Origin of the sequence: Paenibacillus sp. B2(2019), from assembly GCF_008370385.1 — a bacterium.
GTDB lineage: Bacteria > Bacillota > Bacilli > Paenibacillales > Paenibacillaceae > Paenibacillus_AQ.
Genome location: NZ_VTZR01000002.1, coordinates 522367 through 537642, shown reverse-complemented (window position 1 = coordinate 537642; position 15276 = coordinate 522367). Strand labels below are relative to the sequence as shown.

The 15276-nt window shown below is 44.7% G+C and carries 14 protein-coding genes; 4 read left to right on the top strand and 10 right to left on the bottom strand.

Annotated features, from left to right (window positions below; translation table 11 throughout):
• Positions 1-5 precede the first annotated feature (5 nt).
• From PAENI_RS02790 to PAENI_RS02775, 4 genes are all read right to left on the bottom strand, one after another.
• On the bottom strand, positions 6-1937 hold the full coding sequence (locus PAENI_RS02790) for a helicase-associated domain-containing protein (protein WP_149644179.1): 1932 nt from the start codon (positions 1935-1937) through the stop codon (positions 6-8).
• Positions 1934-3646 (bottom strand): DNA repair helicase XPB, encoded by a 1713-nt coding sequence (locus PAENI_RS02785; RefSeq protein WP_149644178.1) that lies wholly within the window; start codon positions 3644-3646, stop codon positions 1934-1936. Before PAENI_RS02785 ends, PAENI_RS02790 begins: the two co-directional genes overlap by 4 nt.
• A gap of 186 nt (positions 3647-3832) precedes the next feature.
• A complete protein-coding gene (locus tag PAENI_RS02780) occupies positions 3833-4264 on the bottom strand; it encodes a CBS domain-containing protein (protein WP_149644177.1) in 432 nt (143 codons plus the stop codon).
• A 62-nt stretch (positions 4265-4326) separates the two neighbouring features.
• Entirely contained in the window at positions 4327-5550 is a 1224-nt protein-coding gene (locus tag PAENI_RS02775) for a M20 family metallopeptidase (RefSeq protein WP_149644176.1), read from the bottom strand.
• Between the two features lie 197 nt (positions 5551-5747).
• Between PAENI_RS02775 and PAENI_RS02770 the strand changes: the two genes are divergently transcribed.
• Entirely contained in the window at positions 5748-6095 is a 348-nt protein-coding gene (locus PAENI_RS02770; protein WP_042187352.1) for a YugN family protein, read from the top strand.
• The gene (gene ftsW, locus PAENI_RS02765; RefSeq protein WP_149644175.1) at positions 6092-7336 is read left to right on the top strand and encodes a putative lipid II flippase FtsW; all 1245 of its coding nucleotides are present in this window, start codon (positions 6092-6094) and stop codon (positions 7334-7336) included. The genes PAENI_RS02770 and ftsW overlap by 4 nt, the downstream gene beginning before the upstream one ends.
• A 90-nt stretch (positions 7337-7426) precedes the next feature.
• Here the strand turns inward: ftsW and PAENI_RS02760 are convergent, their stop codons facing one another.
• Positions 7427-7792: an Asp23/Gls24 family envelope stress response protein gene (locus tag PAENI_RS02760; RefSeq protein ID WP_042126837.1), complete on the bottom strand. Its 366-nt coding sequence runs from the start codon at positions 7790-7792 to the stop codon at positions 7427-7429.
• Between the two features lie 154 nt (positions 7793-7946).
• Between PAENI_RS02760 and cax the strand changes: the two genes are divergently transcribed.
• Positions 7947-9017, top strand: a complete 1071-nt coding sequence (gene cax / locus PAENI_RS02755) for a calcium/proton exchanger (RefSeq protein ID WP_149644174.1) — start codon at positions 7947-7949, stop codon at positions 9015-9017.
• Between the two features lie 94 nt (positions 9018-9111).
• On the opposite strand, the gene PAENI_RS02750 is transcribed toward cax, so the two are convergent.
• The 5 genes from PAENI_RS02750 to PAENI_RS02730 form a co-directional block, all read right to left on the bottom strand.
• Positions 9112-9408, bottom strand: a complete 297-nt coding sequence (locus tag PAENI_RS02750) for an Fpa/YlaN family protein (RefSeq protein WP_042126833.1) — start codon at positions 9406-9408, stop codon at positions 9112-9114.
• A 212-nt stretch (positions 9409-9620) separates the two neighbouring features.
• Positions 9621-9866, bottom strand: coding sequence for an HPr family phosphocarrier protein (locus tag PAENI_RS02745; protein WP_042126831.1), 246 nt, complete (start codon positions 9864-9866; stop codon positions 9621-9623).
• Between the two features lie 106 nt (positions 9867-9972).
• Complete coding sequence (locus PAENI_RS02740) at positions 9973-11088, bottom strand: aminopeptidase (RefSeq protein WP_149644173.1); 1116 nt, start codon at positions 11086-11088, stop codon at positions 9973-9975.
• A gap of 95 nt (positions 11089-11183) precedes the next feature.
• Positions 11184-11936, bottom strand: coding sequence for a hypothetical protein (locus tag PAENI_RS02735; RefSeq protein WP_149644172.1), 753 nt, complete (start codon positions 11934-11936; stop codon positions 11184-11186).
• 247 nt (positions 11937-12183) lie between these two features.
• The gene (locus PAENI_RS02730) at positions 12184-14178 is read right to left on the bottom strand and encodes a sensor domain-containing diguanylate cyclase (protein ID WP_149644171.1); all 1995 of its coding nucleotides are present in this window, start codon (positions 14176-14178) and stop codon (positions 12184-12186) included.
• Between the two features lie 399 nt (positions 14179-14577).
• Between PAENI_RS02730 and rpsD the strand changes: the two genes are divergently transcribed.
• On the top strand, positions 14578-15177 hold the full coding sequence (gene rpsD, locus PAENI_RS02725) for a 30S ribosomal protein S4 (RefSeq protein WP_042187338.1): 600 nt from the start codon (positions 14578-14580) through the stop codon (positions 15175-15177).
• Positions 15178-15276: the final 99 nt, after the last annotated feature.

The following is a 15276-nucleotide window of genomic DNA, read 5'->3' as shown; positions in this document are numbered from 1 at the left end:
CTTTTCTACGTTAATGTTCTACCGAATTCAGTAGACTTTTCTATCATACCATAATCACTCGCTTCAGCAGAAGAGGAATTTCTTCGCCTTTTGGGAATTACCAACTTCATTTCCTTCCAGTCTTCAGGGGTCAGCTCTATTTCCTCAACCGTTTCACCATCGTTATACAGCAGATGCCCTGCCACTTTCCAAGGATTACCTTTTATTCTGGAGGGGATGAAATCTAACATTTGGTCCTTTAAGGAAAACCGCACCTTAATTCCCCATTTCAGCCCTTGTTCCATTACTTTCTGAGCGGTTGAGCTATGATAATGGCGCCATTCCTTGCTCCAGATCTGTGGCACATTTTCTCCACCTAATAAGATATCCTCCTCCTGCTCAGGAGAAATAACTGGTAGGTTTAAAAAGGGATTCCCTCTGTCGAGTAGCCTTAGTTCAGGATTTAGTACTGGAAGTGAATACAACACTTGCTCGGTTTCGGCTTCTTGATGAAATGAAGTCCATTCAGCATCCACCTCTTCCTCACGTCCTCCAATCATCCTAGAAGGGGCCAATCCTGCTAAGAACAGCTCCTTACGCATCTGCTCCACAGACTCCGGAGATACAAGGAAATGAAGCGGTCCGATACGTTCAAGGCTCTCTTGCAGTCGCGGATGGGCTGCAATAGCCGCTCCGTCCTCCTCCGTCTGACAAGTCAACAGAATCACTTCAGAGAGTGATGTTCGGCCAATGCTCTTTCCCCATTGCTCTAAAGACAGCTCTACCACAGATGGCAGACCACCCAGTGCATGATCTTTAATCCAAGCTATCGCTTCTTCTGGAGGCATCCCTCGCTCTGATGCATGCACTAGCATCTCACGAGTCAGTCGGAAGCTCCACATCGTATCTGTTTGCAGAAGTTCTGCGCATTCAGCTAAAATCCAGCGCACAGTATAGAGAACATCCGGTGGAATCAGGACTTCAAAATCGGGCTGCACAATAAACTGGTCATTCGAATGCTCTGCCACAGAATCAGGGAAGGACTCACTACTGTACATCAGCTTCGGTTTTGCAGCAGTCCAGCGAAAACACTGGATACCCTCAGGCGTGCTCCCCAGTTCACACCATCCAAAGCCTGTTAGACAACGAAGCCAGTTCAAGCTTGATTGTTCCAGCTCTTTCCGGGAAACTGTTCCAGTTAAATTCATATCTGCCATCCAGTCCAGAAGCTCAGGCAACGCTGTCCATTTCTCTGATACAAAAGCATTGCTGGATATTAAATAGCGAAAATGCTGATCGGCAGGCCCAATGTTTCCAAAACGATGAATAACAATCCCATACAGGATGTCAGTCATTCTTGTCTCAGGAAGTTGCAACCAACTTCCCAGCATATCCTTGTCCAGTCTATAGCCTGTTTTCAGTCTGGTAATAAGCCCAAGACACAACATGATATCTACTACAAGAGCCGCTGACAGAGCATCCATTTCATTCGAAGGAGTGCCCATAGAGAGCCCCGCTAAATGCTTTTCCTGAAAAGAAAGCTGAGCCGCTAAACGATTTAAATTCTTTTTATGAATAATTCCCTTAGCGGTCAAAGGCAATCCTTCACGAGCCATGAACAGCAAGGCCCGAAACAGATCTACTGCCAGTCCAGCACCCGCCTCCATGGATAGATTCACTGAATAACCCTCAATAAACTTAGGTTGGTATGGGAAGAATTCTTGTTCTAGCACTAATAATTGTTCCACAGGAATCTGATACAGCTTCTCCCCCAATATTTTATGCCTCGCAGTTAACAACCCCGCGCGCCGCAGTTCATTCATTGCAAGCTTTTGCTCTGCCCGGCAGAGCGTCGTAGGACGCCACCGCTCTTCTTTCCCCTCGTCAAAGGGTTGGGCCGCGTAAGCAGCACATAATCGCTTTAAGACCTCTAAGGCTTCCACTGATAGCTGGTTCAATGGATCGTTCGCTCCTTTCCGTTCGGCACCATTTTAACGACATATTCATACCCCTGTTCTGTTAAAAACATCCGGCGGCGCATAGCGAATTCCTGCTCCCGGCTATCTTCAGATACCAGCGAATAGAAGTACGCTTTGTTCTCACCCGCCTTCGGACGCAAGATTCGACCCAAGCGCTGGGCCTCCTCCTGCCTGGATCCAAAAGCTCCTGAAACCTCAATAGCAATCGACGCATCTGGCAAATTCACCGCAAAATTCGCTACTTTAGAGACAACAAGCACCTGTATTATTCCCTCGTTAAAAGCTGCATACAACTCATCTCTTTCTCGCTGCTTCGTTTTCCCCGTAATCAGAGGTGCACCGATCTTATCCGCCAGTTCAATTAATTGGTCGAGATACTGTCCAATAACCAGAACCGATGATCCCTGATGGGTTTTTAGAAGCTCGACTATAACCTCAGCTTTTGCAGGATTGCATGAGGCCATACGAAATTTCTCTTTCGCTTCCGCATACAAATACTTCTGTCTCAGCTCAGAGCTCATCGGTACGATCATCTCGACACATTCTACCTCTGCAATCCACCCCTGCTGCTCCAGCTCCTTCCAAGGCATGTCGTAACGCTTAGGCCCGATCAATGAGAATACGTCCCCTTCCTTCCCGTCTTCTCTAACCAGAGTTGCAGTGAGACCCAGTCTTCTAGTAGCCTGAATATCTGCTGTAGCCCGGAATACTGGAGCTGGAAGCAGATGAACCTCATCATAAATAATCAAACCCCAGTTGCGTTCATTGAACAGCTTCATATGGAGAAAAGGACCGCCTTTGGATTGACGATGCGTTAATATCTGATAGGTAGCTATAGTAACAGGCCGCACTTCTCTTTTTTCACCGGAGTATTCGCCAATAGACTCATCAGCCAAATCGGTTCGCTCAAGCAGCTCATCTACCCATTGTCTTACCGAAGTTGTATTTGAAGTTAAGATCAGTGTTTCGCATTGTAGACTTTCAAGAACGGCCAATCCCACTACCGTCTTACCCGCTCCACAAGGCAACACAACTACCCCGCTGCCTCCCTGCCCTTCTATGCCTTGAAACATCTGGACAGCCTCCTGCTGATATTCACGCAGTCCAAAAGCTTCACCTTTCGCTCCATCCTTTGCGTGATTGTGAGACTCCTTCCAGGTCAAACTTAGAGCTTGTCCGACATGATAACCAGCGTAATCCAGTACAGGGTAGCCTAGTCTCATCAGCTCTTGCTTTAAAAGCCCTCGGTTCTCCGCACGGCATGAGCTTTCTAGTGGATTTATTCTCTGCAAACCTAACTCCTTTAGACCTGATTCATTAACTAGTTCATTCAGAATCTCAGCTGTCTCAGCCCTAAGCGTAATGAGCTCATTCGAAGTCTCCTGACCGTGAAGGGTAAGCTTCCCATACCTAGAGAGAAGAGTTGCGATCTCATCCTCCAGCCCGGCAGGAACACCCCAGCGCGCGAGTTGATGCAGACTTGAAATAATCGTTTCAGCTGTATAATTAAGCGCTGCTGCATTCCATAATGATAATGGAGTGACTCTATAAGTGTGATAAACCGGAGGACTCTTTACGAGCTCTGCAAAGGCTCCTAGTTCTTTCCTAGCCTTCTCAAAACCAGGATGTGCACATTCCAGTAGAATCGTCCGATCCCTTCGCACAATGCAAGCCCCTGTTTCATTCATAACGTTCCCTCCCGAACCATTAATTTTATTCAAGTCTGCGCTATGTAATCTGCTTACATTCATACAAGTAAAAACGCCTTCGGCGTCCCAAAAGGACGGTAAGCGTTTATGCGAGAAATATAAGGATATTTGAACAGGAAAAAGCTCATCCCCGCATAACGGTCATGAGCTTCCCTATCAAACTATTTAATGTAAATGCTGCTGCGAAATATCATGAAGTGCTTCGCCAGCCTCGTCCGCAAAAATGTTGCGCACAGCCAAGTCACCGATGGACACTACACCAATCAGCTTCTGGCCACTAGTCACAGCCAATCTGCGAATTTGCCAGCTCGACATCAGTTCTGCAGCCTCATCTACAGATGTATTCTCTGAGACGGTCTGAATTTTTCTACTCATTACCTTTTCCACAGCTGTTGATCCAGGGTGTTTAGCCGCGTAACCTCTAATCACTAGATCACGATCTGTAATTACTCCGAGTAATGTCTTATCGTCTTCATTATCAATGACTGGTATAAATCCAGTGTCATGATCTCTCATTTTAACAGCGACTTCATACACATTATCCAGTAGTGTAACTGTTACAGGCTCCTTCGTCATAACCTCTTTCACTGTCTTCAAGAACGAACCCTCCTAAACGTAATCTCCATGTTATGGAATAGGTTCTCCTCTAAGAAACGAAATTATACGATTGTCTTCTCTTGCAAACAGGAATTCGCCATAGCGATTAATAATTTCATCCCATGCAACATTGCATCCTCGTCAAAATCAAATTTGCTATGATGATGCGGGTAAGCTGCATCTTTATCTGGATTCCCAGCCCCTACGAACATAAAGCAGCCAGGAATTTCTTTTACATAGTAGGCAAAATCCTCAGCTGGCATCAGCTTTTCCATCCGAATCACTTGAACAGCTTCTCCTAGTGCTCCTGGTGCCACCTCGGAAAAACGCTGGTATTCGCCCTCGTGATTTACGAGTGGCGGATATCCCATAACATAGTCTATCTTAGCTTCTGCACCGTATGCGCCAGCTATTGAAACTGTCATTTCTTCGATTCTGCTGCGGATCAGATAACGGGTCTCCTCGTCGAACGCCCGTACGGTTCCTGTAATGCGACAATGCTCAGCAATGACATTCTGGGCGAATCCCCCTTGAATGGTTCCTACACTAAGAACAGCGGGCTCCAGCGGGTTCACAGAGCGGCTTACGATGCTCTGAAGCTGAGTCACAAGCGCCGCCCCGGCCACAATACTGTCTATCGTGCGATTCGGCATACCGCCATGTCCGCCCCGGCCGATGATATCAATGAAAAATTCATCAGCAGATGCCATAAGAGGTCCTGGCGCACTGCCCACGGTCCCCATTGGAAGCGGAGTCCACAAATGCAAACCATACACAGCATCCGCGCCTTCCAGCATGCCTTCGGCAATCATCCCCTGTGCACCACCCGGGCATACCTCCTCCGCTGGCTGAAAAAGAAAACGCAGCTCCCCTTCTAACTCTTCAAGGCGGCTGCTATAGTAAGAGGCTACACCCAGCAGTATTGAAGTGTGTCCATCATGCCCACAGGCATGCATAACTCCTTCATTTTGCGAAACGTAGTCATTCTTATTCTCCTCTTTAATAGGTAGTGCATCCATATCCGCGCGAAGGACTACCGTTTTCCCCGGCCGATGTCCTCGCAATATACCCGTTACACCATACCCAGACGTGCTTCTCCTAACTTCAATGCCGAATTCTGCTAACTTGTCTGCTATAAATGCTGACGTTTCCTTTTCATGAAAAGACAACTCCGGATGACGGTGTAAATGGCGTCTCCATTCCACGATCTCCGGCATGAGAGAATCAACCGCTAAGCTCTTCATACGTTCTCCATCCCCTTCTTCATAAACCCGCATCAATAGCATGCGACAGCAGTCCTGTACACTTTGTTCCAGCCGTATACGGCTATAATTCTTTTATTGTAGCAGAAACGAAAAAAACTGGGTATCGTTAGGAGGTGCCTACTCTTGCACAACGTTTAGAAACATACTATCATGAGGTAGAACATCAGCAAACGGATCATGAATTCATCATTATACTTCATAAGGGGGATATGCGTGCTATGATTTTTGAGAACACGGGCCTCGTAGGATTGAAGAGTGATCTTCTCTATCTGGACGAGAGTGCGACAAAGGCTGGCTTCATTCGCTGGCAATGGGAATACTATCGTGCCACTTACGACTGCAAAATTGAAGACCCACAGGATGGTGGCGAATACTTTCTACGCATCAACACTCGCGCTGTCGAGGGGAAGCTGGAGAAAGCTGATGCCGTACTTGCAATTGAAGCCGTATACTTAGGGAAAGCAACATTCCCCCATGGCCTGGAGTATGACTCCCCGGTGCCTAAACCAGTATTGGACACTGCTGCTACTCGGATTCTCGAATTAAAGCAGCTGTTGGAGGCTTGAGTAACAGAAAGGGAAAGACGAAACAAAATGTCAGCCTGCCCAAAAGAGGAACACCCGATTTCCAACTACTTATCTTAACACTACTACTTGTGGGTTTCGGTCTAGTCATGGTCTTCAGTGCTAGCTCCAGTTTGACCTTAGCGAGCTCGAAGTTCGGTAATGACCCTCTATATTTCATGAAACGCCAAATGATTTGGATCGCACTTGGAATCGTTGTTATGTTTACAGCCATGAATATTCACTACGGTAAATTCAAAAAGTGGTATGTACCTATCTTCATCATCACCGTTATTCTCCTGCTAATTGTAGCCTTCTCCGAAAGAATCAATGGCGCCAAGAGCTGGTTAAGTATCGGGAAGCTAGGGATTCAACCTACCGAGCTGGCCAAAATATCAATTATCCTGTATCTCTCTGCACTAATTACCAAAAAAGGTGAACGGTTTAGAGATTTCCGTACAGGATATATCCCTGTAATGGTCATTGTGGGTATAGTTGCCGGACTTATTATGATGCAGCCAGATTTAGGCTCATGCCTTATTCTCGTAGCTACCAGTGGACTTGTCATTTATGCAGGCGGTGCCAGCATGAAGCATATCCTTGGCTCTATTGCACTCTTGGTGCTAGGTGTAGGAATTGTTATGGGGGCTAAAGCAGCGATTGATTCTCTTTCCCCCGCAACCGACAAAGTAGCCGCCAATCAGGACTATAGAAAAGGCCGTATTCAAGCTTTCATAGATCCCTATCAGGATGCTGAAGGCGAAGGATATAATATTATTCAGTCTTTGACCGCTCTCGGACAAGGTGGAGTCAGTGGCTCTGGCTTTGGCAAAAGCATTCAAAAGCTGGATTATCTTAAATACCCGTATACGGACTTTATTTTCCCCGTCATTGGTGAAGAATTCGGCTTTGTAGGAACAGCATTATTTCTGATGTTATATCTGTATTTTATCTGGCGAGGTATTTTAATCGCATTAAGGTGTAAGGATCCCTTTGGCACACTGGTGGGCATTGGTATTATGGGCCTCATTGCCATTCAGGCCTTTGTCAATATTGGTGGTGTAACGAAGACGATTCCGCTTACTGGTGTAACCTTGCCATTTATCAGCTACGGCGGTTCTTCACTTCTTGTGAGTATGCTGTCCATGGGAATTATGCTGAGCATTTCAAGAGAAACTAATCTTCCAGCTAAAGAGGAAGTCACGAAATCTGTAACTACGGTTAGACAAGTTCGTTCCCGGTAAGATTCATAAATCCGGATGTAATGGAATATATAAAAAAGCAGTCCAAGTTAAATATCTTGGACTGCTTTTTTGTGTACAAGCTCTTTTGCATTAAGCAATTTCATCGTTCTTAAAGGCTACGCCTTCAACTTTGACATTCACTTCAACAATATGAAGTCCAGTCATGCTCTCCACAGCTTCGCGTACGTTCTGTTGAAGCATCCGGCACACTTCATGTATCGGAGTTTCATAGAGAACTATAATACGCAGATCTACTGCTGCTTCTAGCTGTCCCACTTCAACGGTAACGCCCTTTTGGACGTTCTTGCCACTAAGACGCTTTGCCCAGCCCTCTGATAGGCCACCTGACATGGCTGCAATACCTGGAGTCTCCAAGGCAGCCAATCCGGCAATTTTCGAGACGACGTCATTTGAAATTCGTATATTTCCCATTTCCAATTGAAGTTGTTCTGCCATGCCATATCCCCCCTTAACTCATTATCAATTATTGTAATTCCTAAACAGGCTAAAAAGCAAATCAGTTTCTCGCTTTCTCGTTTACACTTAGGAATAATTTGGGTATATTGATTATGAATTGATCCTGAATACATAGATTGGAGTGTACTTTACATTGAAAAAATGGATTTCACCAGCTCTGCTGGCAATCACCTTTATCCTTAGTGCCATAGGACATTATGCAAATTGGGACCACACGCTTCAGTTCGTTCTCTCTGCAGTAGCCGTTGTGTTTGTTGCTGGCTTTCTGGGCCGCGCCACAGAAAGTGTAGCACATTATGCTGGACAGCGGTTAGGCGGCTTCCTAAACGCTACCTTCGGTAATGCCGCAGAGCTAATCATTGCCTTTTTCCTAGTGAAGGAAGGACTGTTCGACATGGTGAAAGCCAGTCTTACCGGTTCCATTATTGGCAATCTGCTACTTGTCCTAGGTTTAAGTATTTTCGCTGGCGGAATGAAGTTCAAAGTACAGAACTTTAACGTAACCCTTGCCGGTATGAACGGCTCCCTTATGATCGTAGCGGTGATCGCTTTATTTGTACCGGCTATGTTCTTCAATACCCATTCCATAACTGAAAAAGATACAGACGTGCTGAGTTTAATCGTTGCCGGGCTGCTCATCGCTTCGTACATGGCCTGGCTGGTCTTCTCCATGATTACGCACAAGAAACATCTAGAGGACGTTACAGAAGCTGGTAAGGAAGAAATGGCTCATGAGCATGCGCCTAAGTGGTCCAGAAACAGATCCATCCTTTATCTACTTCTTGCTACCGTGATGGTAGCCTTTGTGAGTGAGTGGCTGGTAGGGACGCTAGAGACACTAACTGAGCGCTTTGGATTTAGTGAACTGTTTGTAGGCGCCTTCCTCGTGGCAATCATCGGTAATGCCGCAGAACATAGTGCAGCCATTATGCTAGCCATGAAGAACAAAATCGGTGCGGCAGTAGAAATCGCTGTCGGGAGCAGTCTTCAAATTGCACTATTTGTAGCGCCTGTACTTATCTTCGCCAGTTATTTCATGGGTGATACTATGGACATTGTTTTTACAACGATCGAAATTGTCGCCATTGGCGTCGCGGTCTTTATTGCCAAATCAATCACTCAGGATGGTTCGACCAACTGGTATGAGGGTCTCTTGCTATTAACGGTTTATCTAATTCTCGGAGTCTCCTTTTATCTAGTATAAATAATTCCCTATTCATTCTATAATTCTCAAAAAAAAACGCACATGAGTGACGAAAGTCCTCATGTGCGTTTCTATGAATACTATAAATCAAAACTTATTCTTCTTTTGCTTTGTTATTCAATGCCTCATAGAGTACTGCTAAATTCCGCTCCAGCTTACTCAGCACCATTTTACCGGTAATCTCTGGCACCAAACCTGCTCTAACCGCAAAATCGACCTCTCTTGAGAAACCGTACATTTGGGTATCGAGCACTTCCTCATAGAGAGGGCAGTAGCGTGTTGCCAGATTTTCCATCTGCACTTCAATAAGTTGCTGAATTTTATCGGCATCTTCTTGTAGAAGATTGATCGCTTTAAGATTAAACTGTTCCTGTAATTCCGACGAAGTCATGCCTCTTCCCCCCCATGTCCAAAAGTTAAGCTGCTTTTACTATTTTACTTAATATTAGTCGAAATCGGATATCAATACAACAATTCTGTTTATACTAACCATTTATTTGAAAGAAGCAGCTATGTTGTTTATAAGGGATGGCATTAATTCCTCATCTATTTCTAGAAAAAACGCCCCACCGTAAATCGGTAGGACGTCTTTACATACAACTATTACTCAGCTACAACTGTAAAGTTCAAACCGTGTTTAGCAAAAACTTCACTCATTGCCTTCTTAGCTTCTTCTGCATCTGTTCCGTGAACATGAAGCTCATAGCTTTGGCTTGATACCAAAGTCGTGAACAAACCAAGGATACTCTTAACATCAATGTACTTGTTGTCCGCTTGAAGAACGATTGAAGAGTTGAACTGACCTGCCGTTTGAGCAATATCAACGATTGCCGCATTGTTACTGGACATAGAAATCCCTCCGCAACTTGATTATGAAACATAAGTCATTTGTAATCATTTCTTATGATACCTTGAATCCGCTTACTTGTGCAAGGTGTTTTCTTACTTTTACAGCTTATTTCAAGTTTTCAGGATTCAGACCTTCCAGTTCTGGGAACACGAAGATTCCATCCTTACGGATTAATACATCGTCAAAATAAATCTCCCCGCCGCCATAGTCTGGACGTTGGATTAATACAAGATCCCAGTGAATGGAGGACCGGTTTCCGTTATCTGTAACATCATATGCTTGTCCTGGTGTAAAGTGCAGGCTGCCTGCAATTTTCTCATCAAACAGAATGTCATTCATTGGGTGCAAAATGTAAGGGTTAAAGCCTATGGCAAATTCTCCAATGTGACGTGCGCCGTCATCTGAATTCAGGATTTCATTCAAGCGAGCGGAGTCATTGCTTGTTGCTTCAACAATTTTACCGTTCTCGAATTTGAATTTGATATTTTCAAAAGTCACTCCGTTATAAACGGATGGTGCATTATAGCTGATCGTTCCATTTACAGAATCACGAACAGGAGCGCTGTAAACCTCGCCATCCGGAATATTCTTTTGTCCAGAGCATTTCTCTGCACCGATTCCTTTGATGGAGAATTTAAGATCTGTTCCAGGACCTGAAATATGTACCTTATCTGTTCTGCGCATGAGATCAGCCAATGCATCCTGAGCCTTGTCCATTTTGGCGTAATCCAAATTACACACTTCGAAATAAAAGTCCTCAAATGCTTCTGTACTAATATTTGCAAGCTGAGCCATACTCGCATTGGGATAACGTAATACTACCCACTTCGTATGCTTCACGCGTTGTTCACTATGCACTGGATGGGAATACAAAGAATTATACAATTTCATATTTTCTTCTGGAACATCGGACAGGTCATTTACATTCTCACCTGCACGGATGCCGATATAACAATCCATTTGCTTCATCCGGTTCAAGTCAATTTCAGCCCATGTCTGAAGACTCTCACGTGTTGCATATTTAAGCATGCTGCGTAGGACTGTACGATCTGTCAACTGAACAAAAGCATGACCGCCAGCTTTACCGATTTCCTCAACAACAGCTTTGATTAAATCTCTTTCATTGCCAATCATTTCTACAAGCACGTTCTCGCCTGGCTGAACATCTACGGAATAACCTACAAGATTTGCCGCCAGCTTTTGAATTCTGGGATCTTTCATTGTGTACTCTTCCTTCCTCTGTCTGAAAAATAAGCATGCTGTTCTATTGTAGCACGCCCTTTATGGAGCGCAAGACCTGCATAACCATGTAAAGATTAACGGTAGCCTGTGAAATCCACCTTAGATACATAAGTTTCATTTTCAGATTTATTCATCATTTCACCGGAATAGCTTACTTTTCGATTCAAGGTAAGCCTTCTGGGAAGATTATGCTTCTTATCAACCGTTAGGTGGTAGACCGTTTCTACATTAGCCTGTTTCAGCTTTTGCTGTAGCTCATTATTTTTCTTCTGCCACAGCTTCTCCAAAGCTTTCGTCAGTGCCTGATCAGCCTCTGCGTTGTTCTCAGCGGATTCGGGGACTTTAGGACGAAGGTTCTGCATCTCTTTCTCCAATTCAGCTGACAGCTGCTTTCTAGCCTCTGAAGGCGTCAATTCGATTCGCAGCACACTTGTCCCTCTGCCTGCTCCAGCCTCTTCGGTTACACTCGTCTCCATGGACTCAAGCTCCTCGAGTTGCTTTAGCGGATTTAGCGCAGGTAATGGATTTCCCTCCTCCGAGGAATTTTCAGTAGTCTGAAGTTCCCATCTACCCTCTTTTTTCTCTAACTGACTGTAATAAGGTTTCAGAGCATATGCGCTACTCTTTAAGTCTTTAACGCCATCAGCTGCTGTTTTTTTTGTCATGGATTTATCTGGAAGAAGCGTGTACAGCTTGACCTTTTTATGATCCTCCACTGTGCCTCCGTAGAACAATAAGGATTCAGGAACCGTTGTTCCCCCTCGTTTCAGCATATTCGCCCCTTCAAAAACAACCTCATCACTTCCAGCCATCCCTGCCAACGCCAAACTTAAATCTTCCTTCGCAGGTTTGTCTCTTATGACGCTACATCCGCTACATAACAGGCAATACAGTGTCAGAACTAGAGGGACTCCTCCCTTAAGTAATAATAGCTTTCTCACGGACCTCAGGCCTTTCTCGGAGTATTTTACTTAAGTACTACCCACGTATAGGGTTCTCCCTTCCTGCAAGCCTTATACCGCAATTAGAGCCAGAATAACTGTGCATATAAAAAAAGAACCCATGAGGCTTACCTCACGGATTCTTAATATTGCTATCATTTTCTTTCGTATCAAAAACAACTTGGTTCCGGCCGTTATTCTTAGCTTTATACAGCGCCATATCCGCTCGATAAAATAATGACTCAACACTTACTCGATCGTCCATCCAGCTCCATTCCGCTATTCCGCAGGATACCGTTACACTAGGTTCAGTTTCTTCCATAACGCGTTTGCGTATACGCTCAGCTACATAACCCGCCTGCTGCATTCCCATTAACGGTAAATAAACGGAGAGCTCCTCCCCACCCCACCTCGCAGCAATGTCGCCTTGACGGATGGAAGATTTCACAATTTCACTAACCTCTTTTAGAATCTTATCGCCTTTTTGATGACCATAGGTATCATTCACGATTTTGAACTGATCAATATCCACAACAATTAAACAACCGCAGAAGTCCGTAGACTGTCTTTCTTTTATCTCTTCGTCCAAATAATGACGAGCATAGAGACCTGTTAGACTATCTCTATTCGCAAGACGTCTGACTTCAGCATGTAGCCTGGCGTTACCTACTGCTAGACCAATATGTCCCGCCATCGCCTGCAATAGCCTGTAGTTGTCATAGGAAAAATAATGAGAATCTCGATGTGCCAGCATAATCGCACCTCGCACTTCTCCACCCACGCTAAGAGGTGTGGCAATCAACGACTGCGAACCGGTAGCATTCATTAGTCGGGAAGTTGTCTTAGGATTATCTATGTAGTCAGACATGATCAGTGATTCACCTGTGGAATACACCTTTCCACCTAAACCTGCCCCTACTTCTAATACTTCATTTTGCAATGAGGGATGGTTGCAGGCAATAACTTCTAGGCCACCCTTTTCCTCATTCATATGTAAGATACAGCAGTAATCTGCACCAAACATTTCAAGTAGCTCTTCAAACGCAAATTGAAAAATATCGCCTAAACGCAAGCTTTGATTCAAACGCTGGGTAAGCTCATTACTCATGCGAAGCTCACGGATTAGCTGATTGGAGCGCTCATAAAGCTTGGCATTCTCAAAAGCAGTCCCTGCCGTATCGGCTACCATTGTGAGAAACCGCAAATCAACGTCAGGGAAGATAGGATTATCCATCACCATATGGAATACCCCATAAACCCCCTGCTTACCACCTAACGGAAGCCCTATTTCTACATTTCGGTGATTTTCATCACTAGTGTGTAGCGCAACACGTCCATCCTTGAACGCCCTGGCACAGACATCATCACTGGACATGTGGAAAGGTAACGGTTTGACCTGCGGATTAGTGCTGCGATGATCTTGTGACATATACAGGTCGAGTCTGGCTCCAGGATACATCGCAGAGATACTGTCAATGACTTCCGAAAGTACAGCATCTACATCAATATTGTCATGCATCCGCTGGACAATCTGAAATAACAATGAACGACGATTGCTTTCACGTTCTGCATGAATATGGGTACTTGCAAGATCAGCTACAAATATATGTTCAAACTTATGATAAAAACAGGTGCGGTAATGCAGCGACATAGCTTCTGCAGTATCTCGTCCACCCATTTCATATTGTTGCGTAGGCATAGAACAGCCCAAAAATGCAAAAATTTTATTGTCGACGCGAGTGAATAGCGGTATGGTAAAAAAACTCAGATCCTTACCTTCTACGGTTAACGGAACGGCAGAGATTGTTTCTGAAATCAAGCTAGAAGCCGCCGCCTGTTCCCACTTCTGCCTCCATAGTTCTTGTTGATCCAAACTATTGTTTAAATATTTACCTTCAAAATTCAGCACACACCATTCCCATGATCTAGAGAATGGAAGGACATTGAGCCCACCAAACCATTCATTGAAACTGTCTGCAATCAAATTTGCTAGATAAGGGAAGTCATGCGTTACTATTTCCGTTTCCCTAAGCCAGGCGGTGGGATCTTCGGAATCTCTACTAGCGTGTAAGTTGTCCTGTAACAGCATACGGCTGTCTTTATGGACGTATGCTTCCTGCTCTGACATAACGAAGATCCCCTTTGCATCTTGATTAAGAAAACTATCTTCCCTAGTAACAACTAATTAACTATATTTTACTCCCTTTCTTTGTGCATTGCATTATATTTTCATCATTTCCGGGACTTTTTTTTAGGACCAAAGAACTATCGACAAAGATTGACAAAAACTCTTTTAATAAGCGCTTGACTTTATATACTGTATTCATATAATATTTATTGTTGAACAAGACTGTAACAAGTCTTACTTGGGCGTAACGTTGTGTCACCCTCACGCATTTCGTTACTGCCAGGGCAGCGGCTGAACTTCCCTGGCAGTGTGGAAGCCATTAATGCTAATCACGGATACGAAATGCGGCGCAAATAGGCCCTACCCTGAAATTTCAATTATAAAGGAGTCTACTATAACATGGCACGTTACACCGGACCTAAATTCAAACTCAGCCGCCGTCTGGGCATTTCCCTTAGCGGTACAGGAAAAGACTTGAAACGCCCTTTTCCACCAGGACAACACGGAGCTAACCAACGCAGAAAAGTAAGTAACTACGGAATGCAGCTTTTGGAAAAACAAAAACTGCGTCACATGTATGGTTTGGGAGAGAAACAATTCAAAACTCTCTTCACTAAAGCACAAAAGCTTCCAGGTCTTGCGGGCGAAAACTTCATGTTCTTGCTTGAAAGCCGCTTGGACAACCTAGTTTACCGTCTTGGATTTGCTAACTCCCGTGCTGGTGCACGTCAGTTGGTATCCCACGGACACGTAACTGTTAACGGCAAAAAAGTCGACATCGCTTCTTACCGTGTAAGCTTGGGCGACGTTATCGGTCTTCGCGAAAGAAGCCAAAGCATGGCTTCCATCAAAGAAGCTCTTGCTAACCGTTCCCACCTTCCAGCTTACCTGGAATCTGCTGAAGGATCTTTCGAAGGTAAATACATTCGTTTGCCAGAACGTTCCGAGCTTTCCCAGGATATCGATGAGAAACAAATCGTCGAGTTCTACAACCGTTAATATCTCGCTTATAGCGAGTATGACCAAAGCCTCCGGATTTATCCGGAGGCTTTTTGTTATTCTAATAGGTAATGAACACTCCGACTGCATTCAAAATCG

Excerpts from the sequence above, each read along its gene's own strand:
- rpsD (WP_042187338.1), top strand. The coding sequence starts at position 14,578 with ATGGCACGTTACACCGGACCTAAATTCAAACTCAGCCGCCGTCTGGGC.
- PAENI_RS02775 (WP_149644176.1), bottom strand. The coding sequence starts at position 5,550 with ATGCTATTGATGCGGGTTTATGAAGAAGGGGATGGAGAACGTATGAAG.
- PAENI_RS02730 (WP_149644171.1), bottom strand. The coding sequence starts at position 14,178 with ATGTCAGAGCAGGAAGCATACGTCCATAAAGACAGCCGTATGCTGTTA.
- PAENI_RS02750 (WP_042126833.1), bottom strand. The coding sequence starts at position 9,408 with ATGACTTCGTCGGAATTACAGGAACAGTTTAATCTTAAAGCGATCAAT.
- PAENI_RS02770 (WP_042187352.1), top strand. The coding sequence starts at position 5,748 with ATGATTTTTGAGAACACGGGCCTCGTAGGATTGAAGAGTGATCTTCTC.
- PAENI_RS02740 (WP_149644173.1), bottom strand. The coding sequence starts at position 11,088 with ATGAAAGATCCCAGAATTCAAAAGCTGGCGGCAAATCTTGTAGGTTAT.
- PAENI_RS02785 (WP_149644178.1), bottom strand. The coding sequence starts at position 3,646 with ATGAATGAAACAGGGGCTTGCATTGTGCGAAGGGATCGGACGATTCTA.
- PAENI_RS02745 (WP_042126831.1), bottom strand. The coding sequence starts at position 9,866 with ATGTCCAGTAACAATGCGGCAATCGTTGATATTGCTCAAACGGCAGGT.
- PAENI_RS02760 (WP_042126837.1), bottom strand. The coding sequence starts at position 7,792 with ATGGCAGAACAACTTCAATTGGAAATGGGAAATATACGAATTTCAAAT.